The 22,169-nt window shown below is 68.3% G+C and carries 20 protein-coding genes; 9 read left to right on the forward strand and 11 right to left on the reverse strand.

Going from position 1 to position 22,169, the window contains the following annotated elements:
• Positions 1-25: 25 nt before the first annotated feature.
• Positions 26-958 carry an ABC transporter ATP-binding protein gene (locus K254_RS0107675; RefSeq protein WP_035749752.1) on the reverse strand — a complete coding sequence of 311 codons (933 nt, stop codon included), beginning with the start codon at positions 956-958 and terminating at the stop codon, positions 26-28.
• 290 nt (positions 959-1,248) lie between these two features.
• Here K254_RS0107675 and K254_RS0107680 point away from each other — a divergent pair, with 290 nt between their 5' ends.
• The gene (locus tag K254_RS0107680; RefSeq protein WP_026554872.1) at positions 1,249-1,884 is read left to right on the forward strand and encodes a hypothetical protein; all 636 of its coding nucleotides are present in this window, start codon (positions 1,249-1,251) and stop codon (positions 1,882-1,884) included.
• A 125-nt stretch (positions 1,885-2,009) separates the two neighbouring features.
• Here the strand turns inward: K254_RS0107680 and K254_RS0107685 are convergent, their stop codons facing one another.
• Genes K254_RS0107685 through K254_RS0107695 form a run of 3 tightly spaced genes read right to left on the reverse strand, consistent with a single transcriptional unit; the run spans position 2,010 to position 5,438 of the window.
• The gene (locus K254_RS0107685) at positions 2,010-2,855 is read right to left on the reverse strand and encodes a transglutaminase family protein (protein WP_026554873.1); all 846 of its coding nucleotides are present in this window, start codon (positions 2,853-2,855) and stop codon (positions 2,010-2,012) included.
• Complete coding sequence (locus tag K254_RS0107690) at positions 2,852-3,778, reverse strand: alpha-E domain-containing protein (protein WP_026554874.1); 927 nt, start codon at positions 3,776-3,778, stop codon at positions 2,852-2,854. Before K254_RS0107690 ends, K254_RS0107685 begins: the two co-directional genes overlap by 4 nt.
• Before the next feature lie 49 nt (positions 3,779-3,827).
• Positions 3,828-5,438, reverse strand: coding sequence for a circularly permuted type 2 ATP-grasp protein (locus K254_RS0107695; RefSeq protein WP_026554875.1), 1,611 nt, complete (start codon positions 5,436-5,438; stop codon positions 3,828-3,830).
• A gap of 51 nt (positions 5,439-5,489) precedes the next feature.
• On the opposite strand from K254_RS0107695, the gene K254_RS22335 reads away from it, so the two are divergent.
• Positions 5,490-6,665 (forward strand): glutamate--cysteine ligase, encoded by a 1,176-nt coding sequence (locus K254_RS22335; RefSeq protein WP_081709956.1) that lies wholly within the window; start codon positions 5,490-5,492, stop codon positions 6,663-6,665.
• Positions 6,666-6,675: 10 nt separating this feature from the next.
• Here K254_RS22335 and K254_RS24785 read toward each other — a convergent pair whose 3' ends face one another.
• A complete protein-coding gene (locus K254_RS24785; RefSeq protein WP_231391780.1) occupies positions 6,676-7,209 on the reverse strand; it encodes a LuxR C-terminal-related transcriptional regulator in 534 nt (177 codons plus the stop codon).
• 153 nt (positions 7,210-7,362) lie between these two features.
• Between K254_RS24785 and K254_RS0107710 the strand changes: the two genes are divergently transcribed.
• Together K254_RS0107710 and K254_RS0107715 are read left to right on the forward strand one after the other, a co-directional pair.
• Positions 7,363-8,745: an FAD-binding oxidoreductase gene (locus tag K254_RS0107710; protein WP_026554877.1), complete on the forward strand. Its 1,383-nt coding sequence runs from the start codon at positions 7,363-7,365 to the stop codon at positions 8,743-8,745.
• Positions 8,746-8,777: 32 nt separating this feature from the next.
• Positions 8,778-9,866, forward strand: coding sequence for a class I SAM-dependent methyltransferase (locus K254_RS0107715; RefSeq protein WP_026554878.1), 1,089 nt, complete (start codon positions 8,778-8,780; stop codon positions 9,864-9,866).
• Between the two features lie 23 nt (positions 9,867-9,889).
• Here K254_RS0107715 and K254_RS22345 read toward each other — a convergent pair whose 3' ends face one another.
• From K254_RS22345 to K254_RS0107740, 5 genes are read right to left on the reverse strand one after another with little or no spacing between them, the layout of a single operon-like run.
• Positions 9,890-11,329, reverse strand: a complete 1,440-nt coding sequence (locus tag K254_RS22345) for a putative bifunctional diguanylate cyclase/phosphodiesterase (protein WP_051388964.1) — start codon at positions 11,327-11,329, stop codon at positions 9,890-9,892.
• On the reverse strand, positions 11,322-12,947 hold the full coding sequence (locus K254_RS24790; RefSeq protein ID WP_051388965.1) for a GGDEF domain-containing protein: 1,626 nt from the start codon (positions 12,945-12,947) through the stop codon (positions 11,322-11,324). Before K254_RS24790 ends, K254_RS22345 begins: the two co-directional genes overlap by 8 nt.
• A 57-nt stretch (positions 12,948-13,004) precedes the next feature.
• Positions 13,005-13,832: an SGNH/GDSL hydrolase family protein gene (locus tag K254_RS0107730; protein WP_035749116.1), complete on the reverse strand. Its 828-nt coding sequence runs from the start codon at positions 13,830-13,832 to the stop codon at positions 13,005-13,007.
• Between the two features lie 9 nt (positions 13,833-13,841).
• Positions 13,842-15,224 (reverse strand): UDP-glucose dehydrogenase family protein, encoded by a 1,383-nt coding sequence (locus tag K254_RS22355; RefSeq protein ID WP_051388966.1) that lies wholly within the window; start codon positions 15,222-15,224, stop codon positions 13,842-13,844.
• Between the two features lie 51 nt (positions 15,225-15,275).
• Positions 15,276-16,412 (reverse strand): glycosyltransferase family 4 protein, encoded by a 1,137-nt coding sequence (locus K254_RS0107740; RefSeq protein WP_026554880.1) that lies wholly within the window; start codon positions 16,410-16,412, stop codon positions 15,276-15,278.
• Between the two features lie 173 nt (positions 16,413-16,585).
• Here K254_RS0107740 and K254_RS0107745 point away from each other — a divergent pair, with 173 nt between their 5' ends.
• The 5 genes from K254_RS0107745 to K254_RS0107765 all read left to right on the forward strand — a co-directional run bounded on the left by K254_RS0107745 (position 16,586) and on the right by K254_RS0107765 (position 21,407).
• Entirely contained in the window at positions 16,586-17,902 is a 1,317-nt protein-coding gene (locus tag K254_RS0107745; protein ID WP_026554881.1) for an MFS transporter, read from the forward strand.
• Positions 17,903-19,114, forward strand: a complete 1,212-nt coding sequence (locus K254_RS0107750; RefSeq protein WP_231391781.1) for an anhydro-N-acetylmuramic acid kinase — start codon at positions 17,903-17,905, stop codon at positions 19,112-19,114.
• A complete protein-coding gene (locus K254_RS0107755) occupies positions 19,111-20,007 on the forward strand; it encodes a MurR/RpiR family transcriptional regulator (RefSeq protein ID WP_051388967.1) in 897 nt (298 codons plus the stop codon). The genes K254_RS0107750 and K254_RS0107755 overlap by 4 nt, the downstream gene beginning before the upstream one ends.
• Complete coding sequence (gene murQ / locus K254_RS0107760; RefSeq protein ID WP_026554884.1) at positions 20,007-20,903, forward strand: N-acetylmuramic acid 6-phosphate etherase; 897 nt, start codon at positions 20,007-20,009, stop codon at positions 20,901-20,903. Before K254_RS0107755 ends, murQ begins: the two co-directional genes overlap by 1 nt.
• Before the next feature lie 69 nt (positions 20,904-20,972).
• Positions 20,973-21,407, forward strand: coding sequence for a nucleoside deaminase (locus K254_RS0107765; RefSeq protein ID WP_026554885.1), 435 nt, complete (start codon positions 20,973-20,975; stop codon positions 21,405-21,407).
• 59 nt (positions 21,408-21,466) lie between these two features.
• Here K254_RS0107765 and K254_RS0107770 read toward each other — a convergent pair whose 3' ends face one another.
• Positions 21,467-22,150, reverse strand: a complete 684-nt coding sequence (locus tag K254_RS0107770; protein ID WP_026554886.1) for a DsbA family protein — start codon at positions 22,148-22,150, stop codon at positions 21,467-21,469.
• Positions 22,151-22,169 lie beyond the last annotated feature (19 nt).

Raw genomic sequence — 22,169 nt, forward strand, 5'->3', positions numbered from 1 at the left:
AAGGGCAGGGCGGCACCTGGGGTTTTCACGGCCGGACCTCTTCCGAGTAGAGGGACAGCACGGCCTCTTCGAGGTCCGGCTCCTCCAGAACGAGGTCGTGCAGCTCAACGGCGGCCAACGCCCGCACCAGGGCCGAGACGCCGTCCTCCAGCACACCCGTTGCCTCCACCATGCCTGCGGCACCGACACTGTGGACCGCCAGGCGGGCGACGCCGGGCACCCCCTGCAGCAATGCGGCCAACTTCTCGGGGCTGGTATTGCCGGCCACCAGCCGCAGCCGCCGCGTTGCCGTGGCCCGCAGTTCCTCCACGGTGGCGATGGTGGTGATCTTGCCCTCGCGCAGAATGGCCACCTCGTCGGCCACGGCCTGGATCTCGCTGAGCACGTGGGAAGAGAGGAACACCGTCTGGCCCTTCGCCCGCGCCTCGTGCAGCAGGGCCAGGAACTCCGCCTGCATGAGGGGGTCCAGGCCGCTGGTGGGTTCATCCAGCACCAGAAGCTCGGGATCGTGCATGAAGGCCTGGACCAGCCCCAGCTTCTGCTTGTTGCCCTTGGAGAGGCGGCGGATCTGCACGTCCAGATCCAAATCCAGCCGCTCGGCAAGCTCCCGGACACGGCCGGGGCGGACGGGGCCGCTCAGCTCGCCATAGTGCTCCACGAGCCGCCGGCCCGTGGTGCGGGCCTGCAGAATCAGATCGCCGGGCAGATAGCCGATGCGCCGGCGCAGCGCCGGCCCGCCCCGCCGAGGATCCTCGCCCAGCAGGGCCAACTCCCCCGAGCTGGGGCGGATGATGTCCAGCAGGGCGCGCATCGTGGTGGTCTTGCCGGCACCGTTGGGCCCGATCATGCCGAAGATGGTGCCACGCTCAACGGTGAAGTCCAGACCGTGCAGCACTTCCTTGGACCCATAGGACTTGCGCAGCCCGCGGACGGTGATGGCCGCGGGCTGGTGCGGCATGCCAGTGCGTGGCTGCTGGGCGGAAGCGGTGCCGGATGGGCGCATGGATACGATGCTAGGCACACGGGCGGCTTCCGTACAGGGGAACCGTGAGGGGGATCCGCGCCGGGCGGCAGAGGCCCCACCCACCCATGAGTGCTTCGTCACAATGGCAAAGTTTTCCCCCGCCGATAGCACACGCCCAGGGGGCGCGCCGACGGCGGGAAGTTGCTAGGCTGGAGAGCTTGCTATGCCGTGCCTGTGGGGAGGGACGGAAGGCCCCACCCACCCCCGAGGAGACTTAACACTCAATGCAGTCCGTGGCAACCGAATCGCACAGCGAACAGCTCTGGAACCGCCGGTACGACGAGAACGTCGGCGAGGTAAACCGCCTTCTTGACACCTTGGGCGAAGCGCGTCCCGACATGCAGGTTCCCTATGTCGATCCGATCCATGATGTGGATGAGTGCCGCATCATCAGCCTGTACTCCAACGTCGGCACGGCCGACGAGTCAGGCTTCATCACCGCCGGCGATCCCCAGGCTTCCACCCGCCTGCTGGGCGTGCACTGGCAGCTGGGCCTGCGCCCGAGCTACGTGATGCCGTGGAACGTCCACCCGTGGTTCACCCCGGGCGAGCCCAACGGCCGCCTCACCGCACCGCAGATCGAGGCAGGCCTGCGCCCGCTCGTGAAGCTGCTGGCATTGGTGCCGCGCGCCTCTGCCCTGGTTGCCCACGGCACCGAGGCCCACCGCCTTGCCGACCAGCTGGCCAAGGCCCAGAGCCACACGCTGTACAAGCGCGGCTTTGGCATCTACAAGGTCAAGTCCCCCGGTGGACGCAGCTTCGCCGGCTCCCCGGAGCGCCAGGAGCAGTGGCTGCTGGAGATCGCCAAGGCCTACGCGGAGTCCATGACCCGCTGCGGCGTGCCCGTCAAGGGCCGCTAGAAGACTGCTGGATGCGGAGGCGCTGGCCGGACACCTGATGGTGCCGGACAGCGCCTCCTTTTTCTTGGCCGGACTTTCTTGGCCGGACACCGGTTCCGGCCGCCCTTTCACATCTGCCCCTGCTCCTAGGCGATCCTGGCGATGTCCACCTGGACGTCCAGGACCGACCCGCCCCCGCCGGAGAGAATGCCGCGCAGGGGCGAGACATCGCGGTAGTCCCGGCCCACAGCGACCGAAACATGCAGGTTGCCGGCCGGACCGTGGTTGGTGGGGTCCCAACTGTGCCACCGCCCATCCCACCACTGGAGCCAGGCGTGCGATTGGCCCGCCACTGTTTCGCCGAGAGCGGCCTCGGGCACGGGGTGGATGTAGCCGGAGACATACCGGGCCGGGATGCCGATGGACCGCAGGGCGCCGATCCCCAGATGCGCCAGGTCCTGGCAGACACCTTTGCGGTGCGCCCAGACCTGTTCGGCGCTGGTGGTCACGGCGGTGACCCCCTTGACGTATTCCACACCGTCCCTCAGCCACTTGAGAACTGCCACTGCGGCAGCAGCCGGCGGCAGGGAGCCCACCGCGGCCGCCACCAGGATCTGGACCTCCGCACCCGGGCCCGTCAGCTGGGTCTGGGCCAGCCACTCGCCAAATTGGTCCGAAGCTTCACTGGAGTGCAGCTGGGCCCAAGAGGCGCCACCGTCGCCGGGATCGCTGCCGCGAAAGGTCTCAACCGTCGACGTCGCGGTGATGGTGAGGCGCTCGTGGCGGCTCTGCAAGTCAAACGCAGTGACGCGGGTGCCCCAATAGTCGTTGTAGCTGCTGACCCCGGTCTGGGGTGGATTGATGGCCAGGGACGTTTCCAGCACGCCCTGTTCGAGGTCGTTGAGCGGGGTGAGGCGCGCCTCGTTGTAGGAGACGGTGACGGGTGAGTTGTAGTGGTAGGTGGTGGTGTGGACGATGTGCAGGCGCGTCATGACATTTCCCCTACCCAGGCCAATTCGTCTGACCGATTGAAGTACTTGCGTGAGATGGCGTCCGAAGCCGCCGTGACGGCCTTCTGCACCCGTTCCATGTGCTCGGGCAGTTCCGCCATGAGGTCATCGGTCTGGTGGAACTCCAAGAACGTGCGGGCCTGGCCCACAATCCTGCGTGCGTCGTTCACGAACCCCACCCGCTGGGCCGAGGGGTCCAGTGCGGTGAGGCACGTTTCCGCATCGCGCAGGGCAAAGGCGATGGAGCGCGGAAACAGCCTGTCCATCAGCAGGAACTCGGCAGCGTACCGATCGCCAAAGGCTGCCTGGCGGGTGCGCAGGAAGGATTCATAGGCGCCGGCGCAGTGGAGCATGTTGACCCAGGACGCGCCGGTGGCGAGCACATCCGACGTCGAGAGCAGCCTTGCCGTCATGTCCGCCCGCTCAAGGGACCTGCCCAGGGCCAGGAACTGCCAGCTGTCGTCATGGCTCACAGTGGTGTCCGCCCGGCCGCTGATCATGGCCGTTCGCTCGAGCACCCAATGACAGAAATGGTAGGTGCCGACGACGTCGCTGCGTTGTTGGGCGAGCCCGTAGTAGGTGGTGTTCAGGCTTTCCCAGAGGCCGGAGGATATGGTTTCGCGTGCACGTTTGGCATTTTCCCGGGCTGCGGCCAGCGACCCGGCGATCGAGGCCGCACTGGATTTGTCATAGGCCAGCGCATCCAGCAGCTCGGGCAAACCAAATGCGCCATCCTTGGGGACGGCACCCATGACCGCCAGAAGTTCCCGGGCGACGCCGCCGGCCTCCTTGGCGGAGAGGTGGTTCAGGCGTTCCAGATGAACGTCCAGGATCCGCGCGGTGCCATCGGCCCGTTCAACATAGCGGCCGATCCAGAAGAGGGACTCGGCGATACGGCTCAGCATGGGTGGTTGCCTCCTGGCAGTGGGTGGGAGTGCCGCGGCTGCGGCCGGCTCATTGCTGCTGTTGCTTCTGGGCATGGTTGTCGCGCCAATTGCTTTCCACCGGCCAGACGGAAACGCTCTCGCGGACCGGTGGGGCGGGCTTCGGCCCACCAACCGGAACGCCCCCCGCATTGGCCTGCGCGTGCTCTTCCACCCCGGCCGCCGGTCCGTCCGTCTGGGGGCTGGACAGCACCCAGGTGTCCTTGGAACCACCACCCTGGCTGGAATTGACGATCAATGATCCTTCCTTGAGCGCCACACGCGTCAGCCCGCCCGGCAGAACCCACACATCGTCGCCGTCGTTCACGGCAAAGGGCCGCAGGTCCACATGCCGGGGTCCAAACTTTTCTCCGCCCATGGTGGGGACTGTGGAGAGCTGGAGCACCGGTTGGGCTATCCAGCCGCGGGGGTCCTCGATCAAGCGGGCACGCAGTTGGGCCAGCTCGGCACGGGAGGCATCGGGGCCGATCACCAGCCCCTTGCCGCCGGAGCCGTCCACCGGCTTGACCACCAACTCATCCAACCGGTCCAGAACCTCTTCAAGGGACGCCTTGTCCTCCAATCGGAACGTGTCCACATTGGCAATCACCGGCTCCTCGCCGAGGTAGTAGCGGATCAGGTCCGGCAGGTAGGTGTAGATCAGCTTGTCATCGGCCACGCCATTGCCCACGGCATTGGCTATGGTTACGCCGCCGGCCCGTGCCGCATTGACCAGCCCCGGACAACCCAGCATGGAATCGGCACGGAAATGAAGGGGGTCCAGAAACTCATCGTCGATGCGTTTGTAGATCACATCCACGCGGCGTTCGCCGGCGGTGGTCCGCATGAAGACGTGGTTGCCTCGGCAGATGAGGTCGCGCCCCTCCACCAGTTCCACGCCCATCAGCCCGGCCAGCAGCGTGTGCTCGAAATAGGCACTGTTGAACACCCCGGGGGTCAGCACGACGACGGTGGGGTCAAGAACGCCCGACGGCGCCGTCTTGCGCAGGGCGGAGAGCAACCGCCTTGGGTATTCCTCCACGGGGCGGATGGGCTGCTGCCCCATCACCTCCGGGAGCCCCTTGGCCATCGCCCGGCGGTTCTCCAGTACGTAGCTCACCCCGGAGGGAACGCGGACGTTGTCCTCGAGCACCCGGAAGGTTCCCGCGGCGTCACGTATGACGTCGATGCCGGAGACATGGACCCGGACCCCGCCGGCAGGGTCAAAGCCGTGGACTGCGCGGTGGAAATGTGCGCTGGTGGTGATGAGCTTGCGCGGGACGACGCCGTCGGAGACCACTTTCATGGGGCCGTAGACATCGTTGAGGAACGCTTCCAGCGCCCGCACGCGCTGGGCCACGCCCCGCTCCAGCACGTCCCACTCGTCGGCGGCAATCACGCGCGGGACGATGTCGAGCGGAAATGGCCGTTCCTCACCGGCGAAATCAAAGGTGACACCGCGGTTGAGGAAGGATCTGGCCATGAGACCGCCGCGGGCTTTGACGTCTGCCAGCGATAGTTCGGCCAGTGCCTGGGCAACGTGCCCATACGACTCCCGTGCCCGGTGGCCGGGGGCAAACATCTCGTCGAAGGCTCCGCTGCGTGCCAGGGCCGTTGTGTAGCTTGCGAAAAGTCCGCTCATTCCTCCACCTTCCCTGTAGATGATCCAGTAGACCGCAGTCATGTTTCCGGAATGTTTTTATCTCGTGACGGAGCAAGGGCGGCCGAGCACACCGCCCCTCTGGCCGCACCGGCCGAAGGCGTCCACAATGATGGTGTGCGCACCTTTGGTGTCGAGGAGGAACTGCTGATCGTGGACCCGTCCAGCGGCGTCCCGATGCCGTTGGCCCATGCGATTCTGGCCGAGGTGGGCAGCACCACCACGGCACGGCAAATGCCCTACATCGGCAGTCTGCAGCATGAGTTCAAGCTGGAGCAGATTGAGGCGGCCACCGCCCCCAGCACCACCTTTGCCGAGCTCGAGGCCGGCATCCGCAATGGGCGCCTGCTGCTGGACGACGGTGCCAGGCGGCTGGGTGCCCGCATCGCTGCCACGGCCACCCCGCCGGTGCCCACGGCAACCCACACCTTCCCCTCGGAACGCTATCGAAGCATGGTGGACAGGTTCGGCCTCACAGCCGTCGAGCAGATCACCTGCGGCTTCCACGTCCATGTGGCCATCCACTCTGCCGCCGAGGGCGTGGCGGTGATGAACGGCATCCGGCCATGGCTTCCGATCCTGCTGGCCCTGAGTGCCAACTCCCCCTACTGGGGCGGGCACGATACGGGCTATGCCAGCTACCGCACCCAGGTGTGGGGCCGTTGGCCGGCCACCGGGCCGGCGCCGCACTTCCATTCCCTGACCGAGTACCGCAACGTCATGAACGCTCTGGTGGGAACCGGCGTCCTGCTGGATGAGGGCATGGTCTACTTCGACGCCCGCCTGTCACGGAACAATCCCACGGTGGAGGTCCGCATCGCAGATGTCTGCCTGGACGCAGCCGACGCTGTGCTCATAGCCATTCTGGTGCGGGCCCTGGTGCGCCGTGCCGCCAACGACTGGCTGGAGCACAGGCGCAGCCGCCCCGTCCCGACTCCGCTGGTTCATCTGGGCAGCTGGATGGGCAGCCTGTGGGGTGTCCAGAGCCAACTGCTGCACCCGGCCCACCACACGCCCTGCCCGGCCGCCGAGGCTGCCGGGGCGCTGTTCAACCACGTGGAAGGCCATCTGGCCGGCAGCGCCGAGCGGGCCTATGCGGAGTCCGGGCTGACGGCGGTGCTGGTGCGCGGCTCCGGCGAGCGGGCCCAACGCCGGGCGGTGGAACGCTTCGGACGGCTCAGCGACGCCGTCGCTGCCACTTGGGTCTAGCCGGCCCGGATCACCCGGGGCGGCCGGGCACGGATGACGCAAACCAAACAGCAGCCTCGGCCCGGCTGCACACGCCCAACTTCCGGTACACATGCTCAAGGTGTTTGGCGACGGTCCGCTGGCTGCAGCCCAGGCGGTGGGCGATGGCCGCATTCGTTCCGCCGTCGGCCACCAGGGCCAGCACCACGCATTCCCTTTCGGTCGGCCGGTGCACCAGGTGCTCCCACCCCGCGGCACCCGGCGCGGGCGGCGGGGACGGAAACAACCTGTCAATGGTCCGCCGCAGGGGCGCCACGAGAAGCGGCACCAAGGCCCCTTGCTCCTCGGTGAATCCGGTGCCGGAGCCTGCGCCGGCCGCGGGAACAGCCGGCAGGACGGCGGGCTCCATCCCGAGCAGCAGAGCCGTCACCGCCGACGCGTCGCAGCCCACCACGGCGGTCAAGGTGGAAAGAACATAGGGTGCCAGCTCCGCCGGTGCGGAGACTTCGGCAAGCCCCTCAACGAACTCCAGGGCACGGGCAAATGTCGCTTCGGATATGTCCACACCGGCCACCTGTGTCGCATCTGCCACCGCACGGCCGGGCCCAGTTCCCCATGCGCGATGTGCGTATATTCTACGCCGGAGCAGCGGACTAGCGTCAGGAGAATCGGAGAAGTACGCCCTTGCGTGCTCGACGCCAAGACCAAGGAGGACGCCATGAATGCCCTGGATGTGGATGCTTTGCGTGGGTCGGTCCGTGGGCGGGTCATCGCCCCGGCCGACGAGGACTATGAGGCGGCCAGAGCCGTCTTCAACGGCATGATCGACAAACGCCCCGCAGTGGTGGTGCGGGCCGGCTCCGTGGCGGATGTCCGGTCCTGCCTCGATTTTGCCAGGACCAATGCCCTGGATGTTGCGATCCGCGGCGGCGGGCACAGCGCACCGGGCTTCGGCACCTGCGACGGCGGCCTCGTCATTGACTTCGCCGACCGCAAGGGTGTCCGGGTTGACCCGGCCACAGCGACGGCCCGCACGGATCCGGGGGCAACCTGGGCCGACTTCAACCATGCGACCCATGCCTTTGGTCTGGCGACCACGGGCGGCATCATCGGCTCCACAGGCGTGGCCGGTCTGACGCTCGGCGGCGGGATCGGCTACCTGGCCCGCAAGTATGGGCTCTCCTGCGACAACCTGCGCTCGGCCGACGTCGTCACCGCCGATGGCACCTTCCTCACGGCCAGCGCCGAGGAGAATGCAGACCTGTTCTGGGCCCTGCGGGGCGGCGGCGGCAACTTTGGCGTGGTCACCTCCTTTGAATTCAACCTCCACCCGGTGGACATGGTCTACGGCGGTGCCATCATCTACCCGGCCGCCCAGGCCCAGACGGTGGGCGAGTTCTACCGCGGGTTCATCGCCGCGGCCCCGGAGGAATTTGGCACGTTCCTCGGTTTCCACCAGGGTCCGCCGGTGCCGTTTCTGCCCGAGGAATGGCACGGCCAGCCGGTGTGCGTGGTGGTGGGTGCCTGGACGGGTCCCATGGAGGAGGGCGAAAAGCGGTGGCAGCCTCTGCTGGATGCCGCTCCGGTGGCCGGCTCGTTCCTTGGACCGCTGCCGTATCCGGCCCTGAACACCTTGTTCGACGCGCTGCAGCCCAAGGGCATGCAGGCCTACTGGAAGGCGGACTTCCTGAGCGAATTGAGCGATGGCGCCCTGTCCGTTGCCATCGAGCACGGCGGCCGGATCCCCAGCCTGGAATCGGCCAACCACTTCTACTCCATCGACGGAGCCGTCCAGCGCGTCGGCCCCGACGAGTCGGCCTTCGCCTACCGCAACGTCAACTTCGCCCCGGTGATTGCCGGCCAGTGGAACGACCCCGCGGACAACGAGGCCAACATCGCCTGGGTCAGGGACTACTGGACGGCCCTGCACCCGTTCTCCGAACCCGGCGGCTACATCAACTTCATGGACGCCGACGACCAGCACCGGATCGCCCAGAACTACCCGGGCAACTACCAGCGGTTGGCGGAGGTCAAGAGGACCTACGATCCGGAGAACTTCTTCCATCTGAACCAGAACATCACGCCGAACCCGGTGCCGTAGCCCCAGGCCGGGCGCAGGAAAGCGAGATGGCCATGACCACTGTTGAAACGTCCGCCGGGGCCGGGGGCCCGGACGGTGCCGGAGCCGCCGTCGAGCCCGTTGAGCGGCTGATGGGCATGCTGAACGAGAGCGCCGTCGCCGTGCTGGTGAGCATCGGCTACCAGACGGGCCTGCTGGAGGCCATGGCCCCGCTGCCGCCGGCCACCAGCGCGCAGATTGCCGAGGCCGCCGGACTGGACGAGCGCTACGTCCGCGAATGGCTGGGAGGGATGACGACGGGCCTGTGCGTGGACTACGACGCCGGTGCCGGAACCTACCAGCTGCGTCCGGACTACGTCCCACTGCTCACCGGTCCGGGTGTGGACAATCTGGCCCGGACGCTGCTGTACATCACGCTGATGGGCGAAGTTGCCGCCAAGATTGCCGAGAAGTTCCGCACCGGCGGCGGGCTGGCGTATGCCGACTACCCGAATTTCATGGAGATCCAGGCCGGCGACAGCGCCTCCGTCCACGATGCGTCGCTGATCGAGGTGATCATGCCAATCTCCGGCTGTGTGGACAGGCTCAAGACGGGGATCGATGTGGCGGATGTGGGCTGCGGAGCCGGCCACGCCATCAACCTGATGGCGCAGGCGTTTCCGGCCAGCAGGTTCACCGGCTACGACTTCTCCGCCGAGGGGGTGGCCGCAGGCCGGGCCGAGGCGGCGGCGCTGGGTCTGGCCAACGCGCATTTTGAGGAGCGCGATGTGGCCACCCTCGATCTGGCGGGGACGCTGGATCTGGTGACGGCCTTCGACATGGTCCACGACCAGGCGCACCCGGCCACGGTGCTGGCCAACATCTACGCAGCACTGCGCCCCGGCGGCACCTTCCTGATGGTGGATGTCAACGCCTCATCCAAGGTGGAGGAGAACATCGACTCACCCCTTGGACCTTTCCTCTACGCCGTCTCCACAGTCCACTGCATGTCCGTCTCGCTGGGGCAGGGTGGGGACGGGCTGGGCACGGTGTGGGGCGTCCAATTGGCCGAATCCATGGTGCGCGCGGCCGGGTTCGGCACCGTGGACGTCACAGTGCTCGAGGAGGATCCGGTCAACGCCTACTTTGTCGCGACCAAGTAGCGCCGGCCTGGCCCCGGCCCAGGCTACTGTGCCGTGCCGGCCAGCGATCCGCCGCGCCGCAGCAGCTTGGCAAGCTTGTCGGCGGGGACGGGCTTGCTGAAAAAGTACCCTTGGCCCAGCTCGCAGCCCATGGCATTGAGCCGCTCGGCCTGGGCCGCGGTTTCGATGCCTTCCGCCACCACGCTGAGCTGGGCGGCCTTGATGAGCATCAGAATGGCTGCGACAAAGTCCTGCTGGCGCGGGTCGTCTTCCATGCCGGTGACCAGCGACCTGTCGATCTTTGCCGTATCCACGGGAAGGTTGCGCAGGTAGCTGATGGAGGAATAGCCGGTGCCAAAGTCGTCGATCTCCAATCCCACGCCCAGCTTGCGCAGGCCTGCCAGGATCTTCGCGGTGGGACCGGAATCGGAGACGATCGCGTTCTCCGTGATTTCCAGGGCCAGCCGCTTGGGTGCAACGTTGTGCCGCGCCAGCAGGTCCTTGACCTCGCCCACCAGCTGGAGGCGGCCCAGTTCACCCGGGGACAGATTGACGTGGACCTTGAACCGGGGGTTCGCCGGCAGGTGGCGCGACCATTGGGCCAGCTGCTCGACGGCGTGGCCCAGCACCCACTGGCCCAGCGCCACCATCAGCCCGCCCTCCTCGGCGGCCGGCAGGAAGTCGGCCGGCTGCATGCGGCCCCAGTAGGGGTGCCGCCAGCGGACCAGTGCCTCGGCGCCCACCATCCTGCCGGTGCGAAGTTCCACCACCGGCTGGTAGTGCAGTTCGAGTTCATTCTCCGCCATGGCGCGGTGCAGATCGGCAATCATCTGCACGCGCTGGGAGGCCCGCTCCAACATGGCCGGGGCGAAGACCTGGATGCGGTTCCCCGCCTTGCCACCGGCGTGGCTGGCCGCCAGCATGGCATCGCGGATCTGCTCCTCGGGGCCAAGATCCCCGTGGCCAAACCGCACGCCCACCCTCGGTTCGAGCCAGATGACGTGCTCCCCCACGACGATCCTGCGGCCCAGCGTTTCCACGGCCTTGACGCCCATCCGCAGCGCCTGTTCGGGATCATGCCCGGGAACCAGCAGGGCAAAGTCCTCCTCGCCGAGCCGCACCACGTTGGCCTCGCTGCCGGCCAGGGCCATCAGGCGTTCGGCCACCTCCACCAGGACGACGTCACCGGCCGAGCGCCCCAGCTGGACATTCGACTTTGCCCGCCCACCCAATCCAATGGCCAGCACGGTGGGAAGCGTGCCGGTTCCGGTGCCGCCGGCCATGGCGTCGGTGAGGCGCTTGACGAGGGCGGGGCGGCTGATGGCGCCCGTCAGCGCGTCTGTCTGCGCCTGGTGTTCCAGGGTGGTGCGGGCCTGGGCCAGGGCAGCCTCCAGGGAGCGGATCCGCTCCTGGGCGGCCGCCAGCCGGGAGGTCAAGATGCCGGCCAGCGCGGCGGCGTCGGACGCGGCGGATTCATCAGTCATGGCCGGCGTTGCCAAAGATGCCCAACTGGCTCCGTTCGACGTCCTCAGCGTAAAGCTCGCGCTTGGCCATTTTTCTTTTGTACATGTCCCGATCCGATGCGATTACCAGTTCCTCAATTTTTGCACCCGGCCGGGAAGAATAGGCAATCCCGATGCTGGCGCTCGGTTGGATGACCTGGCCCGCCAGAACCAGTTCCCGGCCGATGTCCGCCTCCAGCCGGTGGCGGACCACCTCGGCATCCTTGACCGCAATTCCAGGCCCCAGAATGACGGCGAATTCGTCCCCGCCGACCCGGGCCACCACGTCCTGTTCGCGCAGCACACGCAGGATGCGGCGCGAGACTTCCACCAGCAGTGCATTGCCCGCCCAGTGGCCGAAGGAGTCGTTGACCACCTTGAGACCATCGACGTCGATGTAGAGGATGGCCAGGACGCCCGCGCCGGTGGACCCGGCCGCGTCCTGGAGTGCTTCGAGGAAGGCCCGGTAGTTGAGCAGTCCTGTGAGCTCGTCTGTTGTGGCCTGCACCTCAAGCTCGGAGATGCCGTGGTTGACCTGCAGGGTGGCGCTGGCCATGTGGGCCAGGCCGGAGAGGACGCGGCGTTCCAGCGTGGAGAACGACCCCAGGGTGGACGTCCGGGTGGCCACCAAATGCCGGTCCGGGGCATTGGGGATCTCGATGCGGGCGCCGATCTGGTTCACACCGGGCGGCTCGTCCTGGACGGCCACGGCATCGCCGCGCACCGCAACGGAGGCAAACACGCCCACACGTTCAATGGGATGCGGCGACTCGGGCCAGGGCAGTTCGTGGGCGGCATCCAGCACCACATGCAGCTTTCGTTTGACCAGGCGCAGACTGCTGCGCAGGCTCATGGATTGGACCGCCAAGGCGATGATGACCAGAACGGCGACGCCGAGGGCCGACAACGTGGTCCCGGGAAGCTGGATGCCGTGGACGCTAAAGGTCTGGGCGGCGATCCCCACCCACGCGATGGCCACGTTGGCCAGCCAGATCCAGGCCAACCGCAGCCACCTGACACATGTGCCGCCAACGTCGTCCATGCGGTGTTTCTGCAGCGCCGCATTGCCGAGCAGGGCCACGGTCTGCACGCCCATGTAGACGGCCAGCCCCGCCGGGTAGGCGGCCACCTCGTTCAAGCCCACCGCGTGCAGCAATCCAACGGTGCCAATGAAGGCGGCGCCGGTGATGGTCCCCATGGCCGTCCACAGCAGTGCCGCCTTGGCCGGGCGCCCCAACGCCAGCTGGTAGGCGGCCACGGCTGTGCACCAGACGGCCAGTGCCACCACGGGCGGATGCGCGAAGGCGATGAAGCTGAGCACCGACCCGGCCACACCAAGATGGACGGTGCCCCGGCCCGCGGTGACCTGGACCAGGGCGGGCGAAACGACCACCAGCGTGGCAATCACCACCAGCACGCTGCCCCAGGCAGCAGCCAGCCCCGGACCGGCGGGGACGATGGCCGCCGCGGCGAGTCCCAGGCCCAGGATTTCGACGACGGCGATGAACCACCGGTGGCCGGGGCTGCGCGGCGGCAGCCATCCCGGCGCCGGGTCGGCGGCGCGCGGAATCCACCCCGCGAGAGCCTCGAGCCCTGTCAAGACGCCCAGTGTGTGCCTCCATGCCTGTTGCCACCAACCGGTGGTGTTGTGACTAGGCTAGGGCCGGCCGCCGGAAGTACCAATTTGGCGCCGCTGTTTACGCGCCAGCTTGCGCAGGCCACCCTTGGGCGGGACCCGCACCGGCTCCGGCCAGCGCGGTGCGAGGGAATCCCCCAGCGTGATCCCCCTGATTTTTCGGCCAAAAAGCGGCACCACCCAATCGCGCAGCCAGCCGGCCTGTTCAGCCGACCAGCCGGCCAGGCCGCGGGGATCCCGCGGCCCCCAGTCCTTGGGGGTGAACCGATGCTCCACCTCCAGCTGGGCGAGCACCACTGCGGCCAGGTGCTTGTGGCCTGCCTTGGACATGTGCAGCCTGTCGGCGCTCCACATCCGCCGGTCCGCATATTCGCCCAGGTTTGCGTAGTCCACCACGATGGCGCCGTAGCGGCGCGCAATCCGGCGGACGCCGTCGTTGTAGAAGCGGTTGCGCCGGCGCAGCGGTTTCAGCAGCGCCGAGACCTGTACGTCGTAGCCGGTGAACAGCACCAGCTGCGCTCCGGTGGCGGCCAACCGTGCCACGAGCTGCTCGTAGGCGTCCATCAGCACCGGCATCCTGGTGCCCAGATCCATGATGTCGTTGCCGCCGGCATACAGGGTGATGAGCGTCGGCTTCAGCGCGATGGCCTGGTCCAGTTGCTCGGCCACGATGTGCCGCAGCCGCTTGCTGCGCACGGCGAGATTGGCATACTCCCAGCCGGGCTCGGCCCGGGCCAGCCCCTCGGCCACCCGGTCGGCCCAGCCGCGCAACCCGTTGGGCAGATGCCTGTGCGGGTCCCCGACGCCCTCGGTGAAGGAATCCCCCAGGGCCACGTACCGCCGCACCATTGCGATCCTCTAGACCGCGGCGCTGCGGACTGCGGCGGCAGTGCCGGAGGTGGTGTGGGCACCAGCCCCAGCCGCCGCGGCGCCGTCGGCACCCCGGCCGATGCCGTGGTACTCCCAGCCGGCAGTGCGCCAGAGTGCGGCGTCGAGCGCATTGCGCCCATCCAGCATGACCGGGCGTGCGACGACGGCGGCCGCCTCCACCGGGTCAAGGGCAACGTAGTCGGCCCATTCGGTCAGCAGCAGGACCAGCTCGGCGCCGTCGAGGGCGGAGCGCGTGTTCGGCTCGAAACGGAGCTGGGGGTACTGCAGCCACGCATTATTGATGGCCCGTGGATCCGTCACCACCACATTGGCACCCTGCGCCGCCAGCTGGACGGCAATGTCCAAGGCGGGCGAGTCGCGGATGTCGTCGGTGTTGGGCTTGAAGGCGGCGCCGAGCACGGTGATGCGCCGCCCGCCGAGCCGGCCGCCGCACAGGGTCCGGGCAGCATCCACCGTCCGGCGGCGGGCGGAGCCGTTGGCCCCGTCCACCCAGCCCATGAGCTGCTCCACGGCATCTACACCGAGCTCCTGGGCCTGGGCCTTGAGGGACCGCAGGTCCTTGGGCAGGCAGCCGCCGCCGAAACCGACCCCGGCCCGCAGGAACGTGCCGCCGATCCGCGCATCCATACCCAGGGCCAGGCTGAGATCCTGAACGTCGGCGCCGGAGGCATCGCAGAACTCGGACAGGGCGTTGACGTAGCTCAGCTTCAGCGACAGGAAGGCGTTCGCGGCGGACTTGATGAGCTCCGCCGTCCGGGTGCCCACCACCAGGCGCGGCGTGCCGGCCGCCAGCAGCGGGGCGTACACGGCATCCAGCACCTCCGCCACCCGCCCGCCGTCGGTGCCGTCGACGCCGTACACCAGCCGGTCGGGGTGCAGCGAGTCGGCCACGGCGGTGCCCTGGCGCAGGAACTCTGGGTTCCAGCCCAGCAGCGCACCGGTTCCGGCCAGCATCCGCCCCAGCAGATCCACAGTGCCCACCGGTACCGTGGACTTGCCGACGACGACGGCGCCGGCGCGCAGCTGCGGGGCCAGGGACCCTGCGGCGGCGACAAGGTGGGACAGATCGGCGCCCTGGCCGGTCTTGGACTGCGGCGTGCCAACGCAGAGGAAGTGCACCTCGGCGTCGTCGATCCCCTCATAGGAAGAGGTGAAGCGGAGCGTTCCGTTCCGGCGGCCGGCATGCAGCAGCTCCTCCAGGCCGGCCTCAAAGAACGGCGAGAAGCCGCGGTTCAGGTGGTCGATCTTGCGCGGATCGAGGTCGATGCCTGTGACCTGGTGGCCCATCGAGGCCAGGGTGGCGGCGTGGACCGCACCCAGGTAGCCGCAGCCAATGACTGAAATTTTCATAGTGTCCTTCGTGGGCTCGCGTCGTGCAGGAGGGTCGTGCAAAAGAGTGGTTCAGGATCGTGCGGGGAGCAGGGAGTGCTCGGCGATGGCCTCGTCATAGTGGTGCACCAGCGCCTCGCAGACGGCGCTCCAGCTTCGGCCCTGGACGCTGGTAAAGGCCGCGGCGGAGAAGGCCGCGCGTTTGGCGTCGTCGCCCATCAGGTCCGCCACATAGCCCCGCAGTTCGGCCAGATTGCCAGGGGTGTAGAGCCAGCCGGTGCGCGAGGAATCCACCAGGTCCAGCGGCCCTCCCCGGCCAGTGGCCACCACCGGAACGCCCGAGGCCATAGCCTCCTGGATGGTCTGGCAGAAGGTTTCCAGCTCGCCCGGGTGGACAAAGAGGTCAAAACTGGCGACGGCGGCGGCCAGGTCCGTGCCGCCGAGGAAGCCGGTGAAGTGGGCATCCGGCAGGGCGGACTGCAGCGCGGCGCGCTGGGGGCCATCGCCGACAATCACCAGCCGCGTGCCGGGAATGCCGTCCAGGGCGGCCAGATCCTCCACCTGTTTTTCCAGGGCGAGCCGGCCGACGTAGCCAATCAGCCTGCGCCCATCGGGCGCCGCAGCCCAGCGGAAGGCGTCATCGCGCCACCGCGGGTGGAAGCGCTGGGCATCCACACCCCGCGGCCACAGGTGCACCCGCGGAATCCCGTGTCCGCGCAGCGCCGACACCGCCGAGGTGGACGGCGCGAGCGTCCGGGTGGCGGCCACATGGATGTTCTCCACGCGCTGCCAGGCCCAGTTTTCCAGGAAGCGTACGCCGTACCGGGCGGCATAGCCGGGGACGTCGGTCTGGTAGATGGCCACAGTGGGGAGGCCCAGCTGTTTGGCCGCCTGCACCGCCCGCCAGCCCAGCATGAAGGGCGAGGCCACGTGCACCACGTCCGGGGCGAATTCCGCCAGGAGGGCGGCCACGGGGGCCACCGGACCAACGGCGACGCGCAGGTCCGTGTAGCCGGCCAGGGGCAGCGAGGGCAGGCGTTTCACCCGTGCGCCCTCCACCACGTCCGGCGCCGCGGGGTCGGGCGACGTGGGGGCAATGACCAGCACTTCGTCACCTCGCGAGCGGAGGTGTTGGATCACCTTCAACAGCGAATGTGTGACCCCGTTGACCGACGGTAGGAAAGATTCAGCAACAATGGCAACCCTCACCGTTCAACCATGGCCGCGGCGGGTGTCCCCCGCCGGACGCGCCGATGCCCGCCCGGTGAAGACTCGGTGAACACCCCCACCCATCTGGAGTGTTTGAAAGTAATTGACATCACGAGGCTTCTCGATGAAACTATTATTCACCAAGACTTCCATCACTCCACCGAAGGACCAGCATGAGCACCATCGCAACGACGCGCCAGCCATTGGCCAAGCAATCCCGAAGGGCCCTGGTTGCCGGCTCGGTGGGAAACTTCATCGAGTGGTACGAGTTCGGCATCTACGGTGCCTTCGCGACCATCATCTCGGCCAACTTCTTCACCACGACCGGCGCCTCGGACTTTGAGGCCCTGATCAAGACCTACGCCTCCTTTGCGATTGCGTTCTTCTTCCGCCCCGTCGGTGCCGCCATCTTCGGCCGGATCGGCGACCGCATCGGCCGCCGCCCCACCCTGATCATCGTGCTGCTGCTGATGACCGGTGCCACCACGCTGATCGGTGTTCTGCCGACGTACGCAACGGCCGGCGTCATTGCTCCAGTGCTGTTGACCCTGGTGCGCATCCTGCAGGGCCTGTCCGCCGGCGGTGAGTTTGGCGGCGCCGTCTCGCTGATGACCGAATTCGCCCCCAAGGGCAAGCGTGGCTTCTTCGGCTCCTGGCAGTCCTTCACCGTGGCGCTGGGCCTGCTGGCCGGTGCCGGCGTTGCCGCACTGCTCTCTTCCTCCATGTCCGCGGCGGATCTGGCCGCCTGGGGCTGGCGCGTTCCGTTCCTGCTGGCCCTCCCGCTGGGCCTGGTGGCCCTGTACCTGCGCCTGAAGCTGGAAGAGACGCCGAACTTTGTCCGGGCCGCCGAGCACACCGAAGCCGCCGCAGCACCCGTTGTCCGCCCCTCGGCCATGGAGACCACCAAGGCCATCCTGCTGGGCATCGGCCGCCTGATGGGCTGGTCGGCCGCCGGCTACACCTTCCTGGTGGTGCTGCCGTCCTACCTGCAGATCAGCCTGCACGCCACCTTCCAGGCCGCGTTGATCGCCACGGTGATGGCCAACGCCGGCTTCGCCGCCTCCATCATCCCCGCCGGGATCCTCAGCGACCGCTGGGGCCGCCGTCCGGTGATGCTGACCGGCACGGTGCTGATCATCCTGCTGGCCCTGCCGCTGCTGTGGATCCTGCAGAACCCGGCGAGCTCCACGCTGGCCACCAGTGCGGCGGTGTTTGCCGCCGGCGCCGTCGTCGGCATGATCGCGGGCCCGGGCCCGGCCATGCTCTCGGAGATGTTCCCGACCACCGTCCGCTACACCGGACTGGGGCTGGCCTACTCGCTCTCCAACGCCGTCTTCTCCGGCTCCGCGGGCCTGATCATCACCGCGCTCATCGCCTCCACCGGCAACAAGGACATTCCCGCCTACTATGTGATGGCAGCGTGCTTTGTCAGCGTCTTCGCCCTGGCCACGCTGCGCGGATCCGCCCACAAACAGGAGCTGAAGGACTAAATGCCCCACCCGACCGATCCCACGCGTTCCCTGCGCATCATTGGCATGATGTCCGGGACGTCCTATGACTCCATTGACGCGGCCGCGGCCGACATCACGCTGGAGGATGGCACATTGGTGCTGACGCCGCTGGGCCTGGCCAGCGAGCCGTACCCGGCTCCGCTGCTGGCCGGGCTGGCCGCGGCGCTGCCGCCGGCGGCCACCACCATGGAAGAGGTGTGCCAGCTGGACACGGGCATCGGGCAGGCTTTCGCCCGGCTGGCAGTCCGCGCCAATGCCGAGCTCTGTGGCGGCACCGCCGACGCCGTGGCCTCCCACGGCCAGACGGTGTTCCACTGGGTCGACGGCGGGCAGGCCATGGGCACGCTGCAGATCGGCCAACCGGCCTGGATTGCCGAGGCCACGGGCTGCCCCGTGGTCTCGGACTTCCGGCCCCGCGACATCGCCGCCGGCGGCCAGGGAGCGCCGCTGGTGGGCTACTTTGACGCGCTCTGGCTGCGCGGCCTGCCCGGGAACCCGGTGGCGCTGAATCTCGGTGGCATCGCCAACATCACCGTGGGCGGAGCCAGCCCGGCGGCCTTTGACACGGGCCCGGCGAACGCGCTGATCGATGCAGCCGTCCGCCACTTCACGAACGGGGTGCAGGACTACGACGTCGACGGCGCCCTGGCCGCGGCGGGAACCGTCCACCAGCCACTGTTGGAGCGGTTGCTGGCGGAGCCCTACTACGGCCGGCCGGCCCCGAAGACCACCGGCAAGGAACTTTTCCACCTGCCGTACCTGCTGTCGGCGCTGGACGGACTGGCGGACGTGGCCGCCGAGGATGTCGTGGCGACGTTGACCCTGCTGACGGCGCGGACAGTTGCCGAGGCCGTCGCGGCGGTGGGCGGGAGCACCGTCATCGCCTCCGGCGGCGGCACGCGCAACCCCGCCCTGATGGAGCTGCTCCGCAGCGAACTGCACCAGCGCGGCGGCACCACCCTGCAAACCTCCGCGGACCTCGGCCTGGATGTGATGGCCAAGGAGGCCTACGCGTTTGCCGTGCTGGGCTACCTGACACTGAACAACCTCACCGGAACCCTGGACGGCACCACCGGAGCACGCCACCCCAGCATCCTGGGCTCCGTCACGCCGGGCCGCAACGGCATCCCCGCCGCCGCGGCCCATGGCCGGGCACCTCTGTCGCTGCGGATCGCGGGAATCCCATCATGAACGGCATGAACGGCAGCGGGGCCGGGCTGGTGGCCCGGATGCACAGCCTGATGGCGGACCTCTCCCCCGCCGAGGGCCGCGTGGCATCACTGCTGGCGGCCGATCCCCTCGGCGGCGCCCAATTGACCATCGAAGCCCTCGCCACGGCGGCGTCCACCAGCACCGCCACGGTGGTCCGGACCGCCAAGCGGCTGGGCTTCCCGGGCTACCCGCAGCTCCGGCTGGCCCTGGCCGCCCAGCCCACTGCCGGCGGCAGCGCCGAACCCCCGCTGGCTGCGGACGTGGAACAGGGTGACAGCCCGGCCACGGTGCTGGCCAAATTGGCCGCGTTTGAGCGGGAGGCGATCACCGCCACGGCGGAGTTGGTGGACCCCGAGGTGATCGCCGCCGTCGTCGCTGCCATGGCCGGTGCACGGCGGATCGACGTCTACGGCATCGGGGCCTCCGGGCTGGTGGCCCTGGATCTGGCCCAGAAGCTCCAGCGCATCGGTCTGTACTGCATCGCCCACACCGAGCACGACGCCGGCCTGGTCAGCGCCTCGCTGCTGGGGGCCGGCGACGTCGCCATCGGCATTTCACATTCCGGACGCACGCCGGGAACAGTGCTGCCGCTGCAGCGCGCCAAGGAGTCCGGGGCCACCACCGTTGCCATCACCGGCGCCGTCGGATCGCCGCTGGCCCTCGGCAGCGATCTGGCGCTGCTGACCTCCGGCAAGGAGCTGGGCTTCCGCTCGGCCGCCATGGCCAGCCGCACCGGCCAGCTGCTGCTGGTGGACAGCCTCTTCGTGTCCATCGCCGGGCAGACGTCCTCCGCCCGCAGCGCCCTGCAGCGCACCTACGACGTCATCAGCGCCGGGAACAACCGGCGACCGCTAGAAAAGGAAGACCATTGATGGACCTCGACGCCCTCGGCACCGAATCGACCAACCCGCGCACGGCACATCTGGATGCCATGTCGATCCCCGAAATCCTGACGGCCATGAACAATGAGGACGCCCTGGTGGCAGCCGCCGTCGGTGCCGAAATCGCGGACATCGCCCGCGCCGTCGAACTCATCGTTGCCGCCCGGGCCAAGGGCGGCCGGCTGGTCTACCTGGGTGCCGGCACATCCGGCCGCATCGGCCTGCTCGACGCCGTCGAGTGCCCGCCCACCTTCAGCACCGCCCCGGAAGAGGTCCAGGGCATCATGGCCGGCGGCGAGAAGGCCTTCATCAAGGCCGTCGAGGGCGCGGAGGACAGCGCCGCGGGCGGTGCCGCGGATCTGCTGGCCATCAATCTGGGGCCCGACGACGTCGTCGTGGGCCTGGCAGCCAGCGGCAGGACGCCGTACGTGGTGGGCGGCCTGGACTATGCCCGCTTTGTGGGGGCCGCGGCCGTCTCGGTCGCCTGCAACAAGAATTCCGAGATGGCACGGCACGCCGATGTCGCCATCGAGGTCAACACCGGCCCGGAGGTGCTCACCGGCTCCACCCGGCTCAAGGCCGGCACGGCGCAGAAGATGGTCTGCAATATGCTCTCCACCGCCAGCATGGTCCGCGGCGGCAAGGTGCTGGGCAACCTGATGGTGGATGTGATGCCCACCAACATCAAACTCTTCGACCGCACGAGGCGCATCGTCTCGGCCGCGACCGGCGCGGACGCCGCGGCAGCCGAAGAGGCGCTGCGCGCCTCCGGCGGCGGGGCCAAGACGGCGATCGTCATGGTGGCCCGCGGCGTGGATGCCGAGGAGGCGGCCGCGCTTCTGGAGGCCAGCGGCGGCAACGTCCGCACCGCGGCTGGCCTTCGCTAGGTGCAGCGCTTGAGGCCTGGCGGCGGCCGGGAGGGGTAGCCTGTGCCCATCGAGGAAAGGAAGATCCCCATGAGCGATCCAGCATTCGAGGCGGCGTACCGCGCGGCCCAGGAGAGCCTCTCCCAGGGCGGCATCCCCATCGGCGCCGCTCTGGCCCGCGGCGGGGAGGTCATCGCCGTCGGCCACAACGAACGCGTCCAGCAGGGCGATCCCATTGCCCACGGCGAGATGTCCGCCCTGCGCGCCGCCGGACGCCAGCGCAGCTACCGGGACACCACGCTCTACACCACCCTGGCGCCGTGTGCGATGTGCACGGGGACCATCATCCAGTTCAAGATCCCCCGCGTGGTGGTGGGCGAGGCCCGCACCTTCGCCGGTGAGTTTGAACTGCTGCGCTCCCGCGGCGTGGAGGTGGTGGTGCTCGACGACGAACGCTGCGTCGAGATGATGCACACCTTCCAGCGGGAGAACGCCGAACTCTGGGCCGAAGACATCGCCGAATAGGAATAAGGGTGGCCGCGGGATTCCCGCAGCCACCCTTTCCTCGTTGAATGCCCCGGGCGCTACTTGGCGGCCTCCGCCAGCGCCTGCCGGAACGCGTCCCGGGTGGTCAACGCCAGCTTCTGCCCCTGAAGGAAGAACGTCGGCGTGCCTGTCACGCCGAGTGCGGTGCCGTCGGCAATGTCCGTGCGGATCCGCTCCTTGGTCTTCTCGTCTGCCACGGCGGCATCGTAGGCGGCCATGTCGAGCCCCAGTTCCTGCGCGTAGCTGCGGAACAGCGCAGCCTGGGACACCTGCTGTTCGCCCCACTGGGCCTGCGTGTCAAACATCTTCTGGTACATCTGCTGGTACATGCCCTGCTGGGCGGACGCCTCCACGGCCACGGCCGCCGTCGTCGAGTTGGCGTGGCCCGGCAGCGGGAAGTAGCGGGCCACGAACGTGATCCTGTCGCCGAACTCCGCCTTGAGCTCGTCAACAAACGGCTGCACCTCGGCACAGGATTCGCATTCGAAATCGAGGAACTCGACCAGCTGCGCCTTCTCGGCAGCGGGGCTGGTGAGGCGGTGGCTGTCCTCCCGCACCAGCTGGGCCCCTCCCGCGGGCACAGCCGCCTCCGGTGCCGCCTTGCCCGCGGCGAAGACGAAGTACCAGACCACCATGGCCCCGGCGAGAACGGCCAACAGGGCCCAGAAGAGCAGGCGGGCGGTCTTGGCCGGATCGCGCTTGACGGGTGGTGTGGAGGTCATCTGAATACATGCTTTCGTA

This window comes from Arthrobacter sp. 35W (genome assembly GCF_000482545.1).
Classification (GTDB): domain Bacteria; phylum Actinomycetota; class Actinomycetes; order Actinomycetales; family Micrococcaceae; genus Specibacter.